This window comes from Thioalkalivibrio sp. ALJ12 (assembly GCF_000378305.1).
GTDB lineage: Bacteria > Pseudomonadota > Gammaproteobacteria > Ectothiorhodospirales > Ectothiorhodospiraceae > Thioalkalivibrio.
Genome location: NZ_KB899539.1, coordinates 394,169 through 413,341, shown reverse-complemented (window position 1 = coordinate 413,341; position 19,173 = coordinate 394,169). Strand labels below are relative to the sequence as shown.

At 63.5% G+C, this 19,173-nt stretch carries 17 protein-coding genes; 7 read left to right on the top strand and 10 right to left on the bottom strand.

All coding sequences use genetic code 11. From position 1 onward, the window contains the following. The first annotated feature begins 84 nt into the window (after positions 1–84). On the top strand, positions 85–369 hold the full coding sequence (locus tag F467_RS13830; RefSeq protein WP_018139431.1) for a hypothetical protein: 285 nt from the start codon (positions 85–87) through the stop codon (positions 367–369). A gap of 345 nt (positions 370–714) precedes the next feature. Here F467_RS13830 and F467_RS0109260 read toward each other — a convergent pair whose 3' ends face one another. The 6 genes from F467_RS0109260 to F467_RS0109235 all read right to left on the bottom strand — a co-directional run bounded on the left by F467_RS0109260 (position 715) and on the right by F467_RS0109235 (position 10,709). After that, entirely contained in the window at positions 715–2,412 is a 1,698-nt protein-coding gene (locus tag F467_RS0109260) for a serine/threonine-protein kinase (RefSeq protein ID WP_018994339.1), read from the bottom strand. 12 nt (positions 2,413–2,424) lie between these two features. Next, positions 2,425–3,261, bottom strand: a complete 837-nt coding sequence (locus F467_RS0109255) for a hypothetical protein (protein WP_018137565.1) — start codon at positions 3,259–3,261, stop codon at positions 2,425–2,427. Then, positions 3,258–3,809, bottom strand: coding sequence for a hypothetical protein (locus F467_RS0109250; RefSeq protein ID WP_231362283.1), 552 nt, complete (start codon positions 3,807–3,809; stop codon positions 3,258–3,260). The genes F467_RS0109255 and F467_RS0109250 overlap by 4 nt, the downstream gene beginning before the upstream one ends. A 322-nt stretch (positions 3,810–4,131) precedes the next feature. Then, positions 4,132–6,813, bottom strand: coding sequence for a protein kinase (locus F467_RS13540; protein WP_018994338.1), 2,682 nt, complete (start codon positions 6,811–6,813; stop codon positions 4,132–4,134). 18 nt (positions 6,814–6,831) lie between these two features. After that, positions 6,832–9,117 carry a M4 family metallopeptidase gene (locus F467_RS0109240; RefSeq protein WP_231362279.1) on the bottom strand — a complete coding sequence of 762 codons (2,286 nt, stop codon included), beginning with the start codon at positions 9,115–9,117 and terminating at the stop codon, positions 6,832–6,834. Further along, positions 9,114–10,709 carry a protein phosphatase 2C domain-containing protein gene (locus F467_RS0109235; protein WP_018139286.1) on the bottom strand — a complete coding sequence of 532 codons (1,596 nt, stop codon included), beginning with the start codon at positions 10,707–10,709 and terminating at the stop codon, positions 9,114–9,116. Before F467_RS0109235 ends, F467_RS0109240 begins: the two co-directional genes overlap by 4 nt. 162 nt (positions 10,710–10,871) lie before the next feature. Here F467_RS0109235 and F467_RS0109230 point away from each other — a divergent pair, with 162 nt between their 5' ends. The 6 genes from F467_RS0109230 to F467_RS0109205 are packed head-to-tail and all read left to right on the top strand — an operon-like array spanning position 10,872 to position 15,991. After that, positions 10,872–11,237 (top strand): FHA domain-containing protein, encoded by a 366-nt coding sequence (locus F467_RS0109230; protein WP_018139285.1) that lies wholly within the window; start codon positions 10,872–10,874, stop codon positions 11,235–11,237. Positions 11,238–11,240: 3 nt separating this feature from the next. Beyond that, entirely contained in the window at positions 11,241–12,047 is an 807-nt protein-coding gene (locus tag F467_RS0109225) for a MotA/TolQ/ExbB proton channel family protein (protein WP_018139284.1), read from the top strand. A 25-nt stretch (positions 12,048–12,072) separates the two neighbouring features. Then, positions 12,073–12,705, top strand: a complete 633-nt coding sequence (locus F467_RS13825) for an FHA domain-containing protein (RefSeq protein WP_020614801.1) — start codon at positions 12,073–12,075, stop codon at positions 12,703–12,705. Next, complete coding sequence (locus F467_RS0109215) at positions 12,702–13,505, top strand: PP2C family serine/threonine-protein phosphatase (protein WP_018139282.1); 804 nt, start codon at positions 12,702–12,704, stop codon at positions 13,503–13,505. The genes F467_RS13825 and F467_RS0109215 overlap by 4 nt, the downstream gene beginning before the upstream one ends. Then, a complete protein-coding gene (locus tag F467_RS13255; protein WP_026182226.1) occupies positions 13,502–15,007 on the top strand; it encodes an FHA domain-containing protein in 1,506 nt (501 codons plus the stop codon). Before F467_RS0109215 ends, F467_RS13255 begins: the two co-directional genes overlap by 4 nt. Before the next feature lie 9 nt (positions 15,008–15,016). Beyond that, complete coding sequence (locus F467_RS0109205) at positions 15,017–15,991, top strand: hypothetical protein (protein ID WP_018139281.1); 975 nt, start codon at positions 15,017–15,019, stop codon at positions 15,989–15,991. 138 nt (positions 15,992–16,129) lie between these two features. On the opposite strand, the gene F467_RS0109200 is transcribed toward F467_RS0109205, so the two are convergent. The 4 genes from F467_RS0109200 to nagZ all read right to left on the bottom strand — a co-directional run bounded on the left by F467_RS0109200 (position 16,130) and on the right by nagZ (position 19,107). Next, entirely contained in the window at positions 16,130–16,882 is a 753-nt protein-coding gene (locus F467_RS0109200; RefSeq protein ID WP_018139280.1) for an S-methyl-5'-thioinosine phosphorylase, read from the bottom strand. A gap of 13 nt (positions 16,883–16,895) precedes the next feature. Next, positions 16,896–17,447 carry a hypoxanthine-guanine phosphoribosyltransferase gene (locus F467_RS0109195; RefSeq protein WP_018139279.1) on the bottom strand — a complete coding sequence of 184 codons (552 nt, stop codon included), beginning with the start codon at positions 17,445–17,447 and terminating at the stop codon, positions 16,896–16,898. Positions 17,448–17,604: 157 nt separating this feature from the next. Next, positions 17,605–17,973, bottom strand: a complete 369-nt coding sequence (locus F467_RS0109190; protein ID WP_012982643.1) for a DsrE family protein — start codon at positions 17,971–17,973, stop codon at positions 17,605–17,607. A gap of 126 nt (positions 17,974–18,099) precedes the next feature. Further along, positions 18,100–19,107, bottom strand: a complete 1,008-nt coding sequence (nagZ, locus tag F467_RS0109185) for a beta-N-acetylhexosaminidase (RefSeq protein WP_018139278.1) — start codon at positions 19,105–19,107, stop codon at positions 18,100–18,102. Positions 19,108–19,173 lie beyond the last annotated feature (66 nt).

Here is a 19,173-nt window from a genome sequence, read left to right as displayed (position 1 = left end):
ACGCCCGCGATCGGCCAGACATCCTGATCCGTCGTGTTCCTGGCGATCCCTGCCGGATTGCCCCTGGCTGGAGGTGTTCACGCGATGTCGACATCGCCCAACGAATCGCGTATCGGCCTGCAAGCCTCCGGGCCCGAGGGTACTGCGTATTCCATTACATGCACGGTCACCCGAATCCACGACGTCGAGGAAGTGGAATTCGAAGGCGTCGTGCCACTGGAAGTGGAATTTGAAGGGATCGGAGTGGATTGCAGGGTCGTACAACTCAGTGGGCCGGGATATCTGGACCTGGTCCTGACGAAGAATGGGCATGTCACGCGTTCGCGTTGCCATGGTCTGAACAGCACAATGAATCTGCGAATCCGGTGACAGGGGCTCTTGGTTAACGCCACCCATTACGACGCATAATACATATTATGTAAAAGGATAGGGCTAAGCGGTTAGGGTGAAAGCAATGGCCTCCGCTTGGTTTTGCTGGAAGCCCCCTGCAACGGTTAACGCTTCTGCTCTTCCTGCAGCAGCATTTGGACGTTGTGCCGTTCAAGCACTCTGAGGGAAACCTCCCAGGTGCAGGACTCGTACCAGTCCTCGTTTCGCGCCAGTCGCACTTGATTACTGCCCAGGTGTGACAGGTCAGCGACCGCGAGCCGTGGGCGACCACCCTCGGCAACGATCACTGTGCAGACCACGGTGCGGCCTGCGATAGGGTCGGAGTTATACCGAGTTGGCATAACCCAGGATTAGAAAAAGGAAAACAAGAAGAAGGGCATAGCAAAACGCCAGGAATGCGATCAGACGAGCACCGAAACGCCATTTCCATGGGCCGGTGAACGAACGGGCAGCCCGGAACACGCCCAGCGCGGACAGGCTCCAGAACAACGGAAAAGAAAGCTGAATGAAGCCGCCGACAATCGCGGCAACCGTGTAGGCACTGATATCCGAGCTGTGAAACCATTCACTGAAGATGTGAAGACCAATAATGGGAAGCACGGTCCCCATCCAGAGTGTTCGCGCCAGGCCGAACTCCCCCGCCGCAAGACGCTTCAGAAAACGCACGGGATTGGCTTTCACTTTGCGGTCGCTGTCCAGGTCGCCTGATTCGGATCCATCACGACATGGGTGACCTTCCCCGGACTGATGGGTCTCGCGGACCGTTTGCGTTCCAGGCGGGATGATCAAAGGATGATCACCGCGACCTACGAAGTTTCCAGAGCGAATGGCTTCCTTGTCGGTAAATGCCGTCGTGGGGGGCGTGTCCTTGCCGCGTGCCGCTTTCGCGTTCGCCTGCTTCTGCGCTGCAATCAGACGCAGCAAGTCTGCGAGATTCTGGAGACTCGCCTCTCGGGAGGCCGCAAACCGGGGCGCCTGCGCACCCGGGGCCTGAGGCTCGCGACGGACGGCGGCGTTTGCCCCGGTACCGCCGCTCGTTTTCCGCGACCGGGGTGGCCCCTTTTGGCCTGCCTGCAGGGCTTCTGTTCGTGCCGAAGCGGCCGGCCGCTTCGGTGGAGCGCATAGCGATTCAATTCGCCGGAGCAGCTGCTCCGCGGTCTGGGGCCGCTCACGTTCGTGGTAGGCCAGGCAGTCGGAAACCAGCTGCAGGAAGCCCTGGCTGAAGCGGCTTGCGCCCGCCCGGCCCTCCAGAGCCACCGGGTCCTCGCCGCCACGGAACAGCGTGTGCCCGCGGGCCTCGCTCTTTACCGGGTTTTCGCCCGTGACCATGCGCCACATTACCGCCCCGATGGCGTAGATGTCCGTCCACGGCCCGAGCTTGCCAATGTCTGTGATCTGCTCCGGGGCCGCATAGCCCGGCGTGAGTGCGTGACGCGACTTGCTGTGCTTCGAAAACTCCACCTTGGCCGCACCAAAATCCAGCAGCACGGGCTGCTCGTCACTGCGGCGGATGAAGATGTTGCCCGGCTTGATGTCGCGGTGCAGGACATCCTGTGCGTGCACCTCGGCAAGCCCCGCGACGATAGGTCGCAACAGGCCCAGGATCTCCGACTCCTCGAGGGGCCGCCCCTGCCCCTCCCGGCCCGCCAGTAGGCCGGACAAGGGCAAGCCGTCCTCGTACTCCATGACCAGATAGGCGGTGCCGTTGGCCTCGAAGAAGTCGGTGCAGGTGACGATGTTCGGATGGCTGGAAAAGCGCACCAGCTGGCGCGCCTCCTGCAGAAAGCGCTGTCGCCCTTCCTCGTAATCGACACCGCTTTCAGTGCTCAGCGGATGCACCGTGACGCCCTCGCGCATCGCCAGCTCCTGCGGCAGGTACTCCTTGATCGCATGGACCTGGTCCAGATACCGATGCGCCACCCTGTAGACCATTCCGAAACCGCCCGCGCCCAGCAGGCCTTCGATCCGGTAGCGACCTCCTAACAGCGTTCCGGGCGGCAAGGCATTCTTGTGATCATTCATCGGATGTCCTGGTCAGTACCTTCCGTCGATCACTTCGGGGTCTCCCCCCTCGCCCGCGCGAAAATAGCGATAGGTCAGGCCGTCGTCTCCGAGGGTGAACTCCACCGGCCAGTCACTGCGCTTCTCCCAGACTGGAAGCCTCTGCTCCAGGTCAAGCAGCTGCAGGGCCTCGCCATGGACGCCGAGTCGCCAGAGCAGGATGGCGCGCAGCCCGTCCTGTCCGTGATTTCGGTGAACGAAGAACTCGCCGCGCTGGAAGCCGGAAGTCACGCTGCCCCGGGACTCGTTAATACGGAGCTCGTGATCCACAAAGATGCAGGCGTGGTCCATCGCCTGCCGGTAAAAGACCCGAAGCTCCAGATCCTTCCCCATCTGCTGATCTGAAAGGAAAAAACTTTCGCTTTGCTGAAAGTCATCGCCAAGCCAGGAGACGCCGCCCAGGGCCGGGTCGCCGCCTTGCTGACGAATTGCCTGGCTCCACTGGCGATCACAATGGCAGGCCTGCGCGTCGGCAGCCTCTCTGATGCGGTGGCGTGTAGACGCCTCCAGTTCCGGCATGTCGTAGTCGAGCATACGCAGGATGATCTCCGTGTATCGGCATGCCAGTGCCAGTCCCTCGTCGTCAGTACGCTGGAGCAGGGTGTGCGCGACCTGAAGATGCGTCTGCGGGGGACCGCTGGCGGCCAGGCAGCCGCCGAGTATGCGATCGGCCTCCTCACTGGTGGCCGCCCCCTCTGCCCGTTCCAGGACGTCGTCGCAGGGGCTGCCCCACGCAAGCGGGCTGGCCATGCAGCACAGCAACAACGCCAGGCCGAGGCGCGGGAGCTGATTCGTGAACACCGAGCTCATACACGTGCCCCGGTTGCTCGTGGCCAGGAGGGACTGCTGGGGGAAATACCGGCAAACTCGCCCATAAGGGCGTCATGGTCCGAGGGCGCAAGCCCGCAAGCGCGCGAGAAAATGGAAAGCTCATCGCGGACAAAGTCGATGATGCGGTCATCCAGTCTCGCGGTCTTGTCCGCAAGCTCGGCAAACCAGTCCTGCCGTCGCATGGTTGGGTAGGCGATGGACAAGGCATAGGCGTAATCCTGCCGGGGCAAGGAACGACAATCCTGCAGGCCGGGATGATCGCTCAGCGGCGTGACGTCCTGCAGGGCGAACAGGATGACCCCATCCACGGGGCGGGCCGAGGGATGGACGAAGGAAACGCGCCCATACGCCACGGCGGAGCCGGGAATCTCGGCCACCAACGGGACATGCACCATGTAGGCGGCATGGCCTGGCCCTCGCTCACCCCGCCCCGGCCGGTCCATGCGAACCAGATGGAACCGGCCTTCACTGTCAGTGGTCGTGATTGCACCGGAGAGCGGCTCTCCGGCAGCGGATGTGGCCTGCACGCGTATATCGGCAAGCGGTTCGCCGGAGAGCCCGTCGATTATTGTCCCTCGCGTATCCGGCAACGCAACGGGTGTTGTTTGCCAAGGCCCGCAGGCGGCCAACAGTAGAGTCACGGCGGCAACCAGTAATTGTCGAACGCAATTCACGCCATCTCACCATTTGGATCGATATCTGGCACCGAAGCTATTGAAAAATCAGTAGCGTGATAGCGTTCATTGTGATTGAGCCCGGGCCGAACATCACAATGCATTGGTCCTCCGCCAAATCCATGTGCCACGGCAAAAACACCGCGGGCGGCGCCTGCCCTGAAATCGACGCAGATCATCGAACCGTCAAGATAACGCCGCGGGTCGGGTTGATAATCGTCTCCCCGGTGTTGATATCGACACCCCCAATTTCATCGCCGTCACGGAACAGCAGTGTGGAGGAAGCGGGGGCTCCGCGATTTCGCTGCTTCAGTGGGAATACCGCCGAGTTGAGCGCCGGGCTCAGAAAATCATCACCGTGCTCGCGGCATCCAGCAGGACCAGGTCTCGCGCCGGATTCATTAGAGCAGAAAATCACTCCTCGGAGTTCGGCGCTGGTGGGCACGCGCCAGTCATCGAAGCCTCCGAGCGCCGTTTCTTTCAACAGCTCGTCAAGCTGATGGTCGAAATTGGACGAGCCAACACGCAACTGCCAGTAGTCAGCATCGCAGTCCAATCCCTGCCACCGCGCAGGCGCCAGGCAGCGGGCCCATTCCAGCCCGCTATGCGTATCGACGACCGTGCCGCTGGGTTGAAATTGGTAGGGCTCGAAACTTGCGATTGGGAATCGCTCCAGGTAGCCGAGCCGTGCGATGGCGGAAGGAAAGTCCTCCTCTGCTGCCTTGCGGTACCACGACTTTGCCGCCTCCAGATCCCGCTCGACACCCAGCCCGTGCTCCAGGTAATAACCCATGCGGTAGTCTCTGTAAGGTCCTTCGTGCTCTTGCAGCCACTCCCACGCACTTGCGAAATCGGGTTCGAGCCCATTCCCGCCGCTCTCGTAAATACCAAGAAGCATGCCCCGCGCTCCGGAATCCCCCGCCCTGGCAAGCTTCTCGAACCAAAATGATGCTTTCTCAAAGTCTCGTTCAAGGCTTGGGCCCGCACCCGCGTGGTAACTAAAAGCCAGCTGGCGTTGGGCACCCCGGTGGCCAAGTTCGGCAGCGCGTGTACGCCACTCATGTCGCGTCTTGCGATCAGACAACAGTGTCTCGCCAAAACGATATTGCGCATCCGCCATACCCATCTCCGCCGCCTGGCGAAGCCAGTCCCTCCCCGCCTCCCGGTCGTCTTCCGAGCTCCCTCCGTTCAACAGGAGATACCCGTACTCCAGCATTGAGGGCGGATACTGTTGTTCTGCCCCACGGCGGAACCACTCCATCGCCTGCTCTCTGTCCGTTGACGGACCCCAATCTTCAAAGTAATGAATTTCACCCAGCAAATATTGGGCATGGGGGTCGCCTTCTTCGCCCAGTTGCATAAGCTCGGAAAAGGCATTTGCAACCAGTGCGCGGGCCTTTTCGCGGTCTCCCTCAACCTGGCTGGTGTCAATGTAATCGACCTTGCCGTACCAGTAGTGTCGGGCCAGCTCCACTTGAGCCAGAACATGGCCAGCGGCCGCAGCCTTCTCGAGCCTGTCAATCACAGTGGAATCTCGATCATGATCGAAATACCACGCCTGCACTGCTCGCCTAAAGTCCGTCTCTGCCCCCGCTTCCGTACTCGGCTGAGTCTCGGCGCTTGCGGAGGCATCCTCCTCCACCTCCACCAGAGAGGCATCACTGGGTTGTCGCTGGTCCACGGTCTCGACTTCGGCAGCACCGCTTTCGGCACTGTCGGACGGATGTTCCGTTGGCATCATCGTCCAGAGCACGCCTCCAATGCCCGCCGCCACGACAAGACCGGCAACGCCAAGGCCGATCTTCCGCCCCGGAGACGCGGGAACGGAATGGCCTTTCACCGGGTCCCTTTTACCCGAGCGCAACCCTTCCACGGGGGCAATATCAGGACTTTTCTCCGGCGCAGGATCCGCCGCTTGTTCCCGACCGGGCGAGACTGGCGATGCCTCTCCTCGCGCCACGGCGTCCAATTGCGTTAGCAGTTGTTCCGCGCTCTGCGGCCGTTGGGTCTCGTCGTAGTTCAGGCAGTCGGAAACCAGCTGCAGGAAGCCCTGGCTGAAGCGGCTTGCGCCCGCCCGGCCCTCCAGAGCCACCGGGTCCTCGCCGCCACGGAACAGCGTGTGCCCGCGGGCCTCGCTCTTTACCGGGTTTTCGCCCGTGACCATGCGCCACATTACCGCCCCGATGGCGTAGATGTCCGTCCACGGCCCGAGCTTGCCAATGTCTGTGATCTGCTCCGGGGCCGCATAGCCCGGCGTGAGTGCGTGACGCGACTTGCTGTGCTTCGAAAACTCCACCTTGGCCGCACCAAAATCCAGCAGCACGGGCTGCTCGTCACTGCGGCGGATGAAGATGTTCCCCGGCTTGATGTCGCGGTGCAGGACATCCTGTGCGTGCACCTCGGCAAGCCCTGCGACGATAGGACGCAACAGGCCCAGGATCTCCGACTCCTCGAGGGGCCGCCCCTGGGCCTCCCGGCCCGCCAGTAGCCCGGACAACGGCAGCCCGTCCTCGTACTCCATGACCAGATAGGCGGTGCCGTTGGCCTCGAAGAAGTCGGTGCAGGTGACGATGTTCGGATGACTGGAAAAGCGCACCAGCTGGCGCGCCTCCTGCAGAAAGCGCTGCCGCCCTTCCTCGTAGTCGCCCCGGCTGTCCCGACTCAGCGGATGCACCGTGACGCCCTCGCGCATCGCCACTTCCTGTGGCAGGTACTCCTTGATCGCGCGGACCTGCTCCAGATGCACGTGCACCGCCCGATAGACCATGCCGAAACCACCGGCCCCCAGCAGGCCTTCGATCCGAAAACGGTTATCCAGCACCGTCCCCGCCGGCAAGGCGTTCTTGTGGTCAGTCATTTCCTAGCCCCGGCATATTCATTGCGGCGCGCGCGATCGCACCAGTTGATAGCTGAAACCCGCCAACCCCAGGATCTGGCCTTCGTTGAGGGGTTCGGGTGAAAAGGGCGGAACCGTATGTCCGTCCAGCTGCGTTCCATGACTCGAATACAGATCCTCGAAGCGCAACTGACCATTGCGTTCAAACAGGCGCAGATGGCGCCTGGATACCTGCCGGCTCTGCATGCATACATGAGCAAGTTCCGGCGCCCTTCCGATCACAACCCCCTCGCCGGATCGCAAAAGGTCGCCGTGCAGGGGTATGGACTCGGAGCCGTCCATTGCCCGCAGTGACCAGGTCGGTTCGGCCAGGCCATGGGAGGATGCCGCTGCGGCCGGTACATTCGTTTCGTCCCTCCGTGCCGGCTGCTCCCCCTGGGCCACGAAGCGCGGAGCCGATGGTCGAGCGTCCGGGTGGCGCGGCCTCGAGAGAATGACGGCCCCCAGGGCTGCTGCAACCAGCAGTGCGAGCAGCGCAAACAGCAGGGGCTGGTCGGGTGTCTCGTCGGCAATCTCCGGAACCTCTTCGACCGGTGGCGGTTCCGGCACCACGGGAGGCTCGGGTACCGGTGGCGGTTCCGGGGCAGGGGCCGGCTCCGGTTCAGGGACGGGTGGCGACTCGATCACGGGCGGTCGGCGCCAGTTACCGGGAATCCCGACTGCGTCCAGTGCCTCGTGCACCGTCTGCCACTCCCGCGAATGTTCTCCGAACAGGTTCTCCGCACTCTGGGCCAGTGCATTGCGGACCGTGTAGTAACTGGTCGCGGAGGACATGGTGAGCGAGGCCGCATGCGCCGCAATCTGCGCCGTCTTTCTGAGCCCGATCGCCTCTACCGCCGGTCCGCTGCGGAGCCGCCGGTGCTGGCCGCCTTCTGCCATCAGGAACCATGCATGGTTCAGGATGTTCGCGTTGGCGTGTGCGCGGTTGTTACCCTCGGTTGGCGCTAGGAAACCGGAAAAGTGATCCGGATAACCGGGGTCGGCATTGCGCGGGTTGGCCATATCGCGGATCAACCCATCGGTATACCGCAGTCCCCATACCTCGCGCGTGGAGTCAAATCCTTGTGCAATCGGCCGGTCCATGCGCCCCCCGGCCTGACGCCAGGCCCGAAACGCGACCCCGACCAGGTCCGATACCGACTCGTTCAGTGCGCCGGCCTGCGCACTGTTGTTCAACCGGCTCCCGTTGCTGACGATGCCATGCCCGAGTTCGTGTGCGACCACCTCGACGAGGCCGTGGCTCAGTACCGACTCCGGAACCACCATGGTATTGATCGCTGGATGCCACTGCGCATTGAAGCCATCCCCTACGCATTGCGGCCACGTCACGTTCGGGAGATGGCTGAAGCGCGCGCCCGCGACTGCCCGCAGCGGCATGCCGTTATCGTCGATGCTGCTCATGCCAAACTCGGCTTCGATAAAGGTATACAGGTCCCCCATCAGATCGTGCATGCGATCGACATGCGCTCGCCCGGTCGGACGATCATGTTCACTGCGGGTGTATTCGGGGCGCTGAACCTCAAGCTGGATGAATAGTCTGCTGCCGCCCGGCGTCATAAGGCCCGTGACACGTTGGGCCGAGCAGGCCGCGGACATGTCGTGGACGTGACGATCCCTGGTGTGGAATACCAGCGGTAACGAACCCAGAAACTCGCCGGTACCGGCATCCACGTACAGCCGAGACATTTCCTCGCCTTCAACCCGGGAACCAGCGAACTTCCAGGCGAGATGGAAGCGGTCTTCACCGGGCCAGTACACCAGGGCGGGCGCGTCTTCGGTCAGGGGCAGGACCCCGGATCGTCGCCGGGCCTCCTCGTGATCGATCCCGGCTTCCACTAACACATCGCCCAGCGCCGCGTGGCGGCCAAGAAACACACCGGGAATACCGGCGGAATCGATCGCTACGACTCCGTCATTGCCGATCACTGGGTGCCCAGCGTGCAGCTGCTGGGTTCGGTAGTAGACAAAGCCGGCGGCATCCGCACGTCCAGGCTCGAGCTCCAGGTGATCACGGGCCTCCAGCCCCAGTACGTGTTTCAGTTCCGCATCCAGCCACTGCTGTACGTCGGCCGAGGTGTTGAGCGGGCCTGATGCAGGCAGGTCCACCAGGAACGTACCGCTGTCGACAAAACCGGCTCGGGGACTGTCGGTGCTATCGAGCCCGGCCAGCCCCACAAGCGGCCAGATCAGCAGCAACAACACCGCATAGCCCCACCAGGAGGTGCGGTGCCGCGGCCGGTCGCAAGGGCTGCACCTCCAGATCACATCGAGCGCTCCATGATCGCGGACCAGCTCTGTAACAGCGTGCCGCGGTGGGCATCGATCAGGACATAGGTATCGTTCGCCACCAGTCCGTGCCAGGCGCGCGTATATCGATTGCCTTCGGGGTCGTACCGGTACACGTACAGGCGCCCCTCGTCGGCCGGAGACAGCGCTTTGCCCAGTGACGCCTCCGCATGCGCCAGGGCCTCCCGATATGACAGGGTCGCTTCTTCTGGCAGGTCGATCGCATGGGGCCGCTCGCCCCGGAGAATTACGATTTGACCCTGCTCGACACGGGCGTTAACCACACTCCCCCACACTGGCAATCCCTGAAAGTACAGGTCAAAGCGGATGGACTCTCGCCCCTCAAGTATCTGCTGGCCCCGGCGCATCCGCAGGGATTCGTCGTCTCCCAGCACGTCTGCTTCACGCAGGGCCGCAGACAGGGTCTCGCCGTCCATCTCCTCGTCTGCGAGATACGGTATCTGTACGCGCTGCTCGAACGCGTCCAGCCCGCCCGGGTCCGGGCCCCGCGGTGCGCCCCGGTGGACTTCGTCCTCTCTGGCCGGCCCTTCCGGATCGGCGGCGCGCGCGTCGCCTTCGGGCGGGGCCTGCTCCAGCGCCAGTTCCTCGGCCGCTTCATCTGCAAGTGCTTCCATAGGGCCCGAGTGCCCTGCCGGCTCAGAGTCCGTTCCCGCTGGTGGGGTAGCCCTCGGCAATGCGCGCTCCGCGACTTCCGGGGCCGGCTCGATCTGTGGGCTTCCCAGCAGGAGATAGGCCCCCAGCAGCAGGGCAGCAGCCAGGAAAATCCCGGCCAGCGCGAGGCTCCACCATCGACGCCGCACGGATGCACTGGGGGTATCGCCGGCCAACGGCCGCACCACAATCGCGCTGGTGTTGTCGTGACCCTCATCGGTGGCCTCCAGGCAGTCCTGAATCAGCGCGTCCAGCGCCGATCCGGGCGCCGCGCTGTCCAGCACCCGGTGCTGCTGTTCACCGTCGGCGATTTCCCAGAAGCCGTCAGTGGCGAGTACGAAGAGGTCCCCTGCCGCCAGGGACCAGTCGCGGTACTCCGCCTGGGGCTCTTCGTCGCTACCAATGCTGGTTGTCAGGCGGTGCTGGTCGGGATGGGAGGCCAGTTCATCCTCGGAAATCCTGCCCTGCAGTACCTGGAGCTGGGCGATGGAATGATCCAGCGTTCGTTCCACAAAGCCGTCCGCGCAGAACTGGCAAACGCGGCTGTCACCGACATGGATGGATGCCGCATGGTCGTCGCGTAGCCAGAGCGCAGCCAGCGTGCTGCCCGCATCGGTCCCGCGCTCGACGTTCAAGCTGCGGACCTTGTCCTGGGCCGTCGCCACCAATCGTTGCAACAGGGCCTTGAGTGTTACATCCGAACGGCGCTCATCCCAGACCTCGCGGGCGGCCTGAATTACGCAGGCAGCCGCGTCCGCGCCGCCCCCGTGCCCGCCAAGACCGTCGGCGATGACTGCCAGCAGCTCCGTGCCTTCATCTGTGGACAGGATGATCGTAGCATCCTGGTTTTCGTCGCGACCGCCGATGTGGCTGCTCGCCCATGCGTCCCATATCGGCATGCGGGGCCCTCGTTTTCCCATCAAACTACTGCGTGAAAGCCTGGCCCACAAGTCGGGCCGGAGACGCAGGATGGCCTCATGGCGCCTTCTGGCGCCGGTTGTACCCCCTAACGGCTTTTGCTATAAGTCAAAATTATCAGGGCTTGACGACACGGGGCGGCGATGTTCAGGACGTTCATGGTCGGGCGTTCTGCGTCCTCCGATATCCAGCTGGACGATCCCTCCGTCTCTCGGCGCCAGCTCGAGCTCACCCGTACCGAGGACGGGCGTTTCTACGCCGTATCCTGTTCCACCAGCAACCCCACGCGCGTATGGCGAAGCGACAAATGGCAGCCCCTGCGCCAGGGTTTTCTCGAGCCTGAAGATCGCCTGACGCTGGGGGGCCGTTCCCTGCAGTTGTCCGAGCTGATCGCGAGGCTACCGGATCGCCAGCCGATGCCTGCCGTTGCGGTACACGAACCCGTTTCGGTCCGGCCCCGGCGTAAATCCACCACCGGCGAGGTAGAACTCGCCTCCTCGGGAAGGTAGGCCATGGGAATCAGCAGTCGTGCCGAAAGCCAGTACCGCATCAGTGTGGCACTCGCGGCACTGATCATCGGAGCGGCAGTGATCACGCTGGCTTCGCTGGCACTCGCGACTCCGGAGCACCGCGGCGAGATTTCGGCGGCGGCCATCCTCCTGGACCGTGCCAGTGGTATCTACCCGGTCACCATCCAGAATCTGATGTGGCTGATCTTTTTTGTCGGCCTCGGCGAGCTGTGGGTGCGTTTCCAGCGCGGTTCCGCGGAACTGCGGCTGCAGGAGACCCTCTGGCTACCCGATGATGACAGTTCCATGCTGCGCAGCCAGGACCTGGGCCCGATCTACAGCGCGATCCAGCAGACACCCCGAGCCGGGGAATACGCCCTGCCCCGGCTGATACAGCGGACGATTCTGCAATTCCAGAGCAGTGGGTCCATCAACCAGGCCAACAGCCTGATGAACTCCAGCCTAGAATTGATGCAGCACGAGATCGACCTCAAATACAACATGCTGCGCTACATCATGTGGCTGATTCCCACTCTGGGCTTCATCGGCACGGTGATCGGGATCGCTCTCGCTTTGTCCAACGCCGGCCACATGCCGGACCTGCAGGATTCGGTGGCTGTCGGCGAGTGGGTCACGACCCTGACGGGCAGTCTTGGGCTCGCATTCAATACCACCCTGGTTGCGTTGTTGCTCGCTGCGGTACTGGTGTTCCTGATGCATATCGCTCAGGGTCGCGAGGAAGCGGCTCTGAACCGGGCCGGCCAGACTTGCCTCGACAACCTGATCAACCGTCTGTACGAAGACGACTGACCCCTGATCGCTAAAGGAGCTTCGCATGGCGAAGAAACGCGGACCCGACGGTACCCCGGTAGATGTGCCGACGCATCTGGACCGAGCGGCACCCTCACCGCACCCGGCCCAAGGAGACGATGCGGAAACCGATCCGCCACCGGTTCGCCGAGCGTCCCTCTTCCCGGAAGAAGCACCCACACAACCGCCCGGCACCCCGGTCGCGAAACAACCGGGAACCCCCTCCCCCGCACCGGTCGCCGCACGCGACGAGAACCTGACAGTTATTCAGGGCAGCCGTCGGCACGCCACCTCGGAGACAGAGGGGCTGGATGATCCGGTTGCGGGATGGCTCGTGATCGTCGACGGGCCCGGTCTCGGCTCGGTCCTCACCGTGGGGCAAGGGCAGAACAGCATCGGGCGCGCAGCCACGCAACGCATCAGTATCGACTTCGGTGATGCCGAGATCTCCCGTGAACACCATGCCGCAATCATCTACGACCCGCGGGGCCGCCAGTTTCTGATGCAGCAGGGCAGTGGCAAGAACTTGGTATACCTCGATGACGACCTGGTACTCAGCCCCACCCGCATCGAATCCGGTCAGGAAATGCTGCTCGGCCAGACGCGCCTGCGATTCGTGGCGCTTTGCGGCCCCGATTTCTCGTGGCAGGACCGGTGACGGAGGTTGAACTCGACCTTCGGGTTGATGCCGCCTGGGCACAGATCCCGGGTGGCAGAAGCGAACAGCAGGACACCGCACTGGTTACACGGTGGGACAACGGCTTCCACCTGTTCGTGCTCGCCGATGGGATGGGCGGGCACGTTGGGGGCGGCCATGCCTCCCGGCTCGTGGCCGAGGGGATGCGAGACGGGTTCATTCAGGCACAGGGCGCGGATAACCCGGCTCGCCTCATCGCCGGGCTCAAGACCGCCAACGAGGCCGTCGATGCCTTCCGGGATGCGCACCCGGAACAGGATGGGATGGGTTCGACTCTGGTGGCGGCCACCTTCGATGGCCAGTCTCTGGAGTGGCTCAGCATCGGTGACAGCCCCCTCTGGCTCCTCCGAAAAGGCACCCTGCGGCGCCTCAATGCGATCCATTCCGTGGGCGCGCGCTTGGATCAGCAGGCGGCTGCAGGGGAAATCAGCCTCGCGGAGGCTCGCGATCACCGCAATCGTGCTCAACTCCTGGAAGCGGTGATGGGTAACGACATCCACCTGGTGGACCGGCCAAACGCGCCACTGCCTCTGGCGCCTGGTGATTGCATCGTACTGGCCAGCGATGGCATCGAGACCCTGTCCCTTTCTGTCCTCGCCCGCCTCCTGGACGAGGCAGACCTGACCGCCGCCGACCGCATCAACGGAGTGCTGGCGGCGATTAACGAACAGCAGCGACCCCATCAGGACAACGCGACGATCGTCATGGCCTGCCTTTCTGCCCAGCCTGCCGCGAACGAAACAGGGGACACCCGCCCATGAAGCCGATCCACCGCTCGGCGACCCTTGGCCTGTTCCTGGTGATACTGCTGTGGACCGTCCCGGCCGCTGCCGTACCTGTGCAGGAGATTGTGGTCCAGGACCGCGCGGGCAGCATCGTGGAACGTGGCAGCCTGACCGTAGTCGGCGACGGCATTGGTGTCACCAGCTACACCCTGATCCAGCGTGGCGACTGGGAAGTCCGAACGGAACGCGGGGCCCGTCTCCCGGGGACCGTCCTGCTGCAATGGCCGGAACATGACCTGGTCGTGCTGGAAGTGCCGAATCTCCCGGGGCCGTCAGTCCGGCTTGCACGTGAACTCCCGAAAGACGAGCAGCCTGTCCATACACGTTCTGCGGATGGCGACCGCGGCCGTGGGCTGTTCCTTTCCTCCCTTCCGGACAACGCCGACGCATTCCATCACGGGGCCGGCTACCCCTTGCACGCGCGCGCGGCACCCGTCTTTGATCACTGCAATCATTTGATCGGTATAAGCCGCGAGGAACGGGGCGGCTTTTTGCGGCGGCGCCTGGCCGATCCAGCCTCACCCTACACGGCGACATCGGTTCATCGCATCGCAGCCGCGCTGGAGTCGGTTGGTGTTCACGTGAATCGCGCCGATACGGTCTGTCTCCCGCTGGAGATTCAGCTTGAACGGGCGGAAGAGGACAGCGCGGCGGCACAGGACCTCGAACGGCAGTTGGAAGAGCAGTTGCAGCAGGCGGAACAGCACCGGACCGCCGCCGAGGCCCTGCAGCAGCAGCTGGAAGAACAGATCGAACAGGCCGAACGCGAAGGCGCAGCCCGGGAAGAACTCGAACGCCTCACAGCCGAACTCGAACAGGCACGCAATGAGGCCCTGGAAAGCCTCGCGGGGGTCGAATCGGAACTGGAAGCGCTACGTGCGGAGAAGGCCGAGCTGGAAGACACGGCCGCAACCATCCGCCAGAGGGCCACCGAGCTGGAGCGGGCCCAGCAGGAAAGCCACGCGCAGCTGGAACGGGAGCAGGCGCTGCGCCAGCAGCAAAACTGGCTGGCCCTTGCCGGTATTGGCCTGCTCCTCGGGCTGGTGGCTCTGGCTCTGCTGACGCTGCGTCGGCGCAAGGCCCTGCTGAACACGGAACGGCAGAAGCTGGGACGCGTGAATGACCAGCTGTCCGCGGCGACTGCAACCTTCCCCGACGTGGTCCTGGACGGAACAGACCCCGAAGGCCAGCCGATCCGCATCAAGCTCCACGGCAACAGCCTCATCCGCTCGCCTGACGGACAATCGCTGGGGCGTGACCCGCGCCAGGTGGACTACGTCCTCAATCTGCCGGAAATCTCGCGGCGACATCTGCGGTTCCGGGTTCGAGACAACGAACTGCGCGTGAGCGATCAGGGTTCACAGAATGGCACGCAGGTAAACGAACACGTGCTCGGATCTGGGGACGAAATGTCGCTGTCAGACGGGGATCGTCTGATCCTGGGGTCAATCACCCTGCATGTACACGTGCTGGGATAGGGTCTTCGTATGAAAATACGCAACCGGGACCTCAATATCTTCAGCATGTCGGCGCTGGACCTGTTCGCCTCCGCGCTGGGTGCCTTTATCGTTCTGGCCGTGATCGCCCTGCCGTTTTTCCCCAACACGAGCCAGTTCGATGATGAGGCGTTGATGGAGCGGCTGGGTGAACTCGAGGCCGAGCTGGAACAGGCGGCCAGCGCGCAGGAGGAGCTGGAGGCAGCGCTGGAAGATGCGCAGACAGATGCGGAACGGTTGGCCGAGGTCGTACAGCGGCTTGAGGTCAGGCCGATGGACGTGGTGGTGGTGGTCGACGTGACCGGCAGCATGCAGCACGCGATTGACGGCATCAAGAACGAGACCTCGGAACTGCTGGCAGTCCTCCAGCGGATGTCCCCCTCACTGGGGTTCGGTGTCATGACCTTTGGGGACAAGGAGTTTCAATGCATCGTGACGGTGCACAATCCCCTGACGCTCTGCAATCCGGGCGACAGTTATCCGCCCGCTCCGCTCGCCGTCTCCGATATCGATGTCCCGGCGGCCGAGGAGGAGCTGAACCACTACCTGAAGAACATTCTCGCCATCAACATCGGCATGGGGACCGGTCGCCACTCCGGAAACGTCCCCGAGGACATCCATCTGGCAATGGAACAGGTATCACGCATCCAGTGGCGCAGCGAGGCCGAAGAACGGCATGTGGTGGTGTTCACGGACGCGCCGGCGCGCGCAGGATTCGAACAGCGTACGCTGGAAGCCACCCGGGCCTTTGCGGAGGCGGATGACAGACACTTCGTATCGACGGTCCAGGTCAGACACGAAATACCCGAGGGCAATGAATTCTGGGAAGACCTTGATCGCCAGACCAGCGACCTACTGGAGGCGATGGCGGCCGCCGGCAATGGCCATTATGTCGATCAGAACCAGGGCCGATCCGTGCTTGCCGCACTACTGCTCGCTGTGGTTCGCGACCGCACCGCGATGTAGAACTGCCGCGACCGCTCGCCCTGCGTCGCCTGCTTGGCCACACGGGATAACCTATGGCTCGTGGTTTGCACCACGCGCGGAAGTCCCCCGTGGACAACCTATTGAGAGATCACATCCAGGCCTCGCGCTGAGGCTGGTTCAGGAAAGCGTCTCGATCACGTGCGTCAGCACATCTTTCACCCGCGCCATCCCGTGATCCAGGTTGCGGCCGATCTCGTCCATGGTGATCTCGCCCTCGGCACGACCGGCCGCCCAGTTGGCGATCACGGCACAGCAGGCGTAGTTCAGCTCCAGTTCGCGCGCCAGCGCCGTCTCCGGCATGCCGGTCATTCCCACCAGGTCGCAGCCATCACGCGCCATGCGGTCGATCTCGGCCGCCGTCTCCAGCCGCGGGCCCTGGGTGGCCCCATACGTCCCTCGGTCTGCCGCCTCGATGCACAGGTCATCAATCGCGTTCAGCAGCGTCTCCCGCACGCCCTGGTTGTAAGGCCAGGTCATGTCGATATGGGTGACCTCTTCGAGGTCACCGCCCTCGAAAAAGGTGTTGGCGCGTGACCAGGTGTAATCGATGATCTGATCGGGAATCGCGATCATGCCCGGCTTCATCGATTCGGTAATGCCGCCCACGGCGGCCACCGCAATCACGTTGTCGACCCCGGCATGCTTCAGGGCCCAGATGTTGGCCCGGTAGTTCACCTGGTGCGGCGGGATAGTGTGACGTGCGCCATGGCGCGGCAGAAACACGATTTCCGTGTCATTCAGCCGCCCGAAGACCAGCGGCCCCGACGGTTCGCCATACGGGGTATGCATGACCTGCCTGCGGGTAATCTCCAGCGACTTCAGCTGGGTCAGTCCGGTGCCGCCGATCACGGCAAGACGGGGTGTCGACATATGGCGGGTATCCCTAGTGGTTCGCGACGGCAAAGATGCCGGGTGCGTTGCGGAGGTAATCCTGGTAATCCATCCCGTAGCCAAACACGTACCGATTCGGCACCTCCAGGGCCGCAAAATCGACGGTAATGGCCGGATCGCGTTCCGGGTTGGCCTTGTCCACCAGCACCACGGAATAAACTTTCTCGGCGCCCTGCTCTTCGCAGAAAGCCTGGATGCCTTCCAGGGTAATGCCACCGTCGAGGATGTCATCCACGATCACTACGGTGCGCCCCTGGATCGGAGTCTGGGGGCGCGCCAGCCAGTGCAGCTGCTCCCCTCCCCGCGTGCCGCCGCGATAGCGCGTGGCGTGCAGATAGTCGACCTGCATTGGAAACGACCAGCGAGTCAGCAGCCCGCCCATCAGGACGACCCCGCCATTCATCACGCCCAGAACCAGGGGGTTACGGTCCTTGAGCGCCTGCGCCGAGCGTTCGGCCAGGCGGTCGATCGCGGTCTCGACTGCATCGCGGCTATAGAGGCAGTCGGCATCTCGGAGCGTTGCACGGGCCTGTTCCGGGCTCATCAAGGGTCCTGCGGTGGGGGGTGGAGGAAGGATGTTGGCCGAGCGTCTGGCAGACGGCAAGGTCTGGGTCCGGTATGCGCGGGCCCTACAGGGCCCTTAAACGCAACCGGCCGGCACAAGGGCCGGCCGGATGGCAAAGCTACGGACGTGTGGACCCTTAGTAGGTAAAGGTCACGGTGTCGTCGTCCATGGCTTCGGAAATCACGTAGGCGCCGCCCACGGTTTCTTCGATTTCCGGGATCAGGTCGTTGCCCCACAGATCCAGAGTCGGGGTGCAGACCTTCATCACCACGCCGGCTTCGTGGGCGTCCTTCATGAAATCGTAGACGCTCTTGCTGGAGCCTTCCTGGACAAACAGGTTTTCGGCAACGCCCTTCTTGGCCAGCTCGCCGGCACGGCCGGTCATGACGACTTCAACGTCATATTCCATCGCGGCGGCCACGGTGGCCTGGAAGAACGGGGCACCCAGTTCAGACGGGTTGCTCGGATCGGTATTAACCATGACGATCAGGAGCTTGTCGGCCATTTTTGATCTCCAACTTCAGTGGTGAGTGTGAATATTAACAGCTGCTCAAGCGCAAACCGGTGGCGCATTATAGGCGCGCGAGCGCCTGTGCGCCAATGAGTGACTCCCCCGCCGCGGAACGGGGTTTCAGGCCGTCGCTGCCTGACGGGCCGCGAGCCAGTGATGCAGCTGAGCGCGAAGGGCGTGAATTCGCCTGGGTTCATGCGCAGTGGACTGTGCGCGCAATGCCTCGACTCTTCGCAATGCCTGGGCATCGAGCGGCTGCCCCTGTTGCGCCTCGAGGATGGCGTCGGCCTGCTCGGGCTGGTTGCAGATCAGCACCATGTCGCAGCCTGCCGCACGCGCTGCCGCGGCCCGTTCGGCCGGGCTGCCGATGGCCTCGGCGCCGGCCATGGCCAGATCATCGCTGAGGATTGCCCCGCGGAACCGAAGTTCGCGGCGCAGGATGTCCTGTAGCCAGATCCGCGAAAATCCGGCGGGCTGGTCATCCACCTGTGGGTACAGGACGTGCGCGGGCATCACGGCATCGAGATCGCCCAGCACCGGGCGAAAGGCCGCGATGTCATCGGCCTCGATCTCGGCCAGCGGGCGGTCATCTACCGGGAGCGCGAGATGGGAATCCGCCTGGACGGCCCCGTGTCCGGGGAAATGCTTGCCCACACTGGCCATGCCGCCGGCCGCGAGCCCGCGAATCAGCTCGCCTGCCAGGCGTGCGATGACATCGGGATCATGGTGGAACGCACGATCCCCAATCACCTCGCTAACGTCGATGTCCCGGTCCAGTACAGGCGTGAAACTGAAATCGATTCCCACCTCGCGCAGTTCCAGCGCCAGCAATTCCCCGGTCGCATGGGCCAGCTCACAGGCCTTGTTGCGATCGTAATCATCGACATGCCCCAGCTCGCGCATGGGCGGGAGCGCGGTGAAACCGTCTCGCAGACGCTGTACGCGCCCACCCTCCTGATCCACCGCGATCAGGATGCCGGGTCGCTCCGCGCGTATCGCATCGGTGAGTGCCCTCACCTGCTCGGGCGTACCGGCGTTGCGGGCAAAGAGGATGACGCCGCCTGTCGCCGGGTGGCGCAGGCGTTCACGGTCTTCCGGGGTCAGTTCCAGGCCTGTCACATCGAGCATGACCGGCCCCAGGGGCAGGGATACGGGAGTAGCCATTGAACCTGTACTCAACTGGCGCTCGTGACC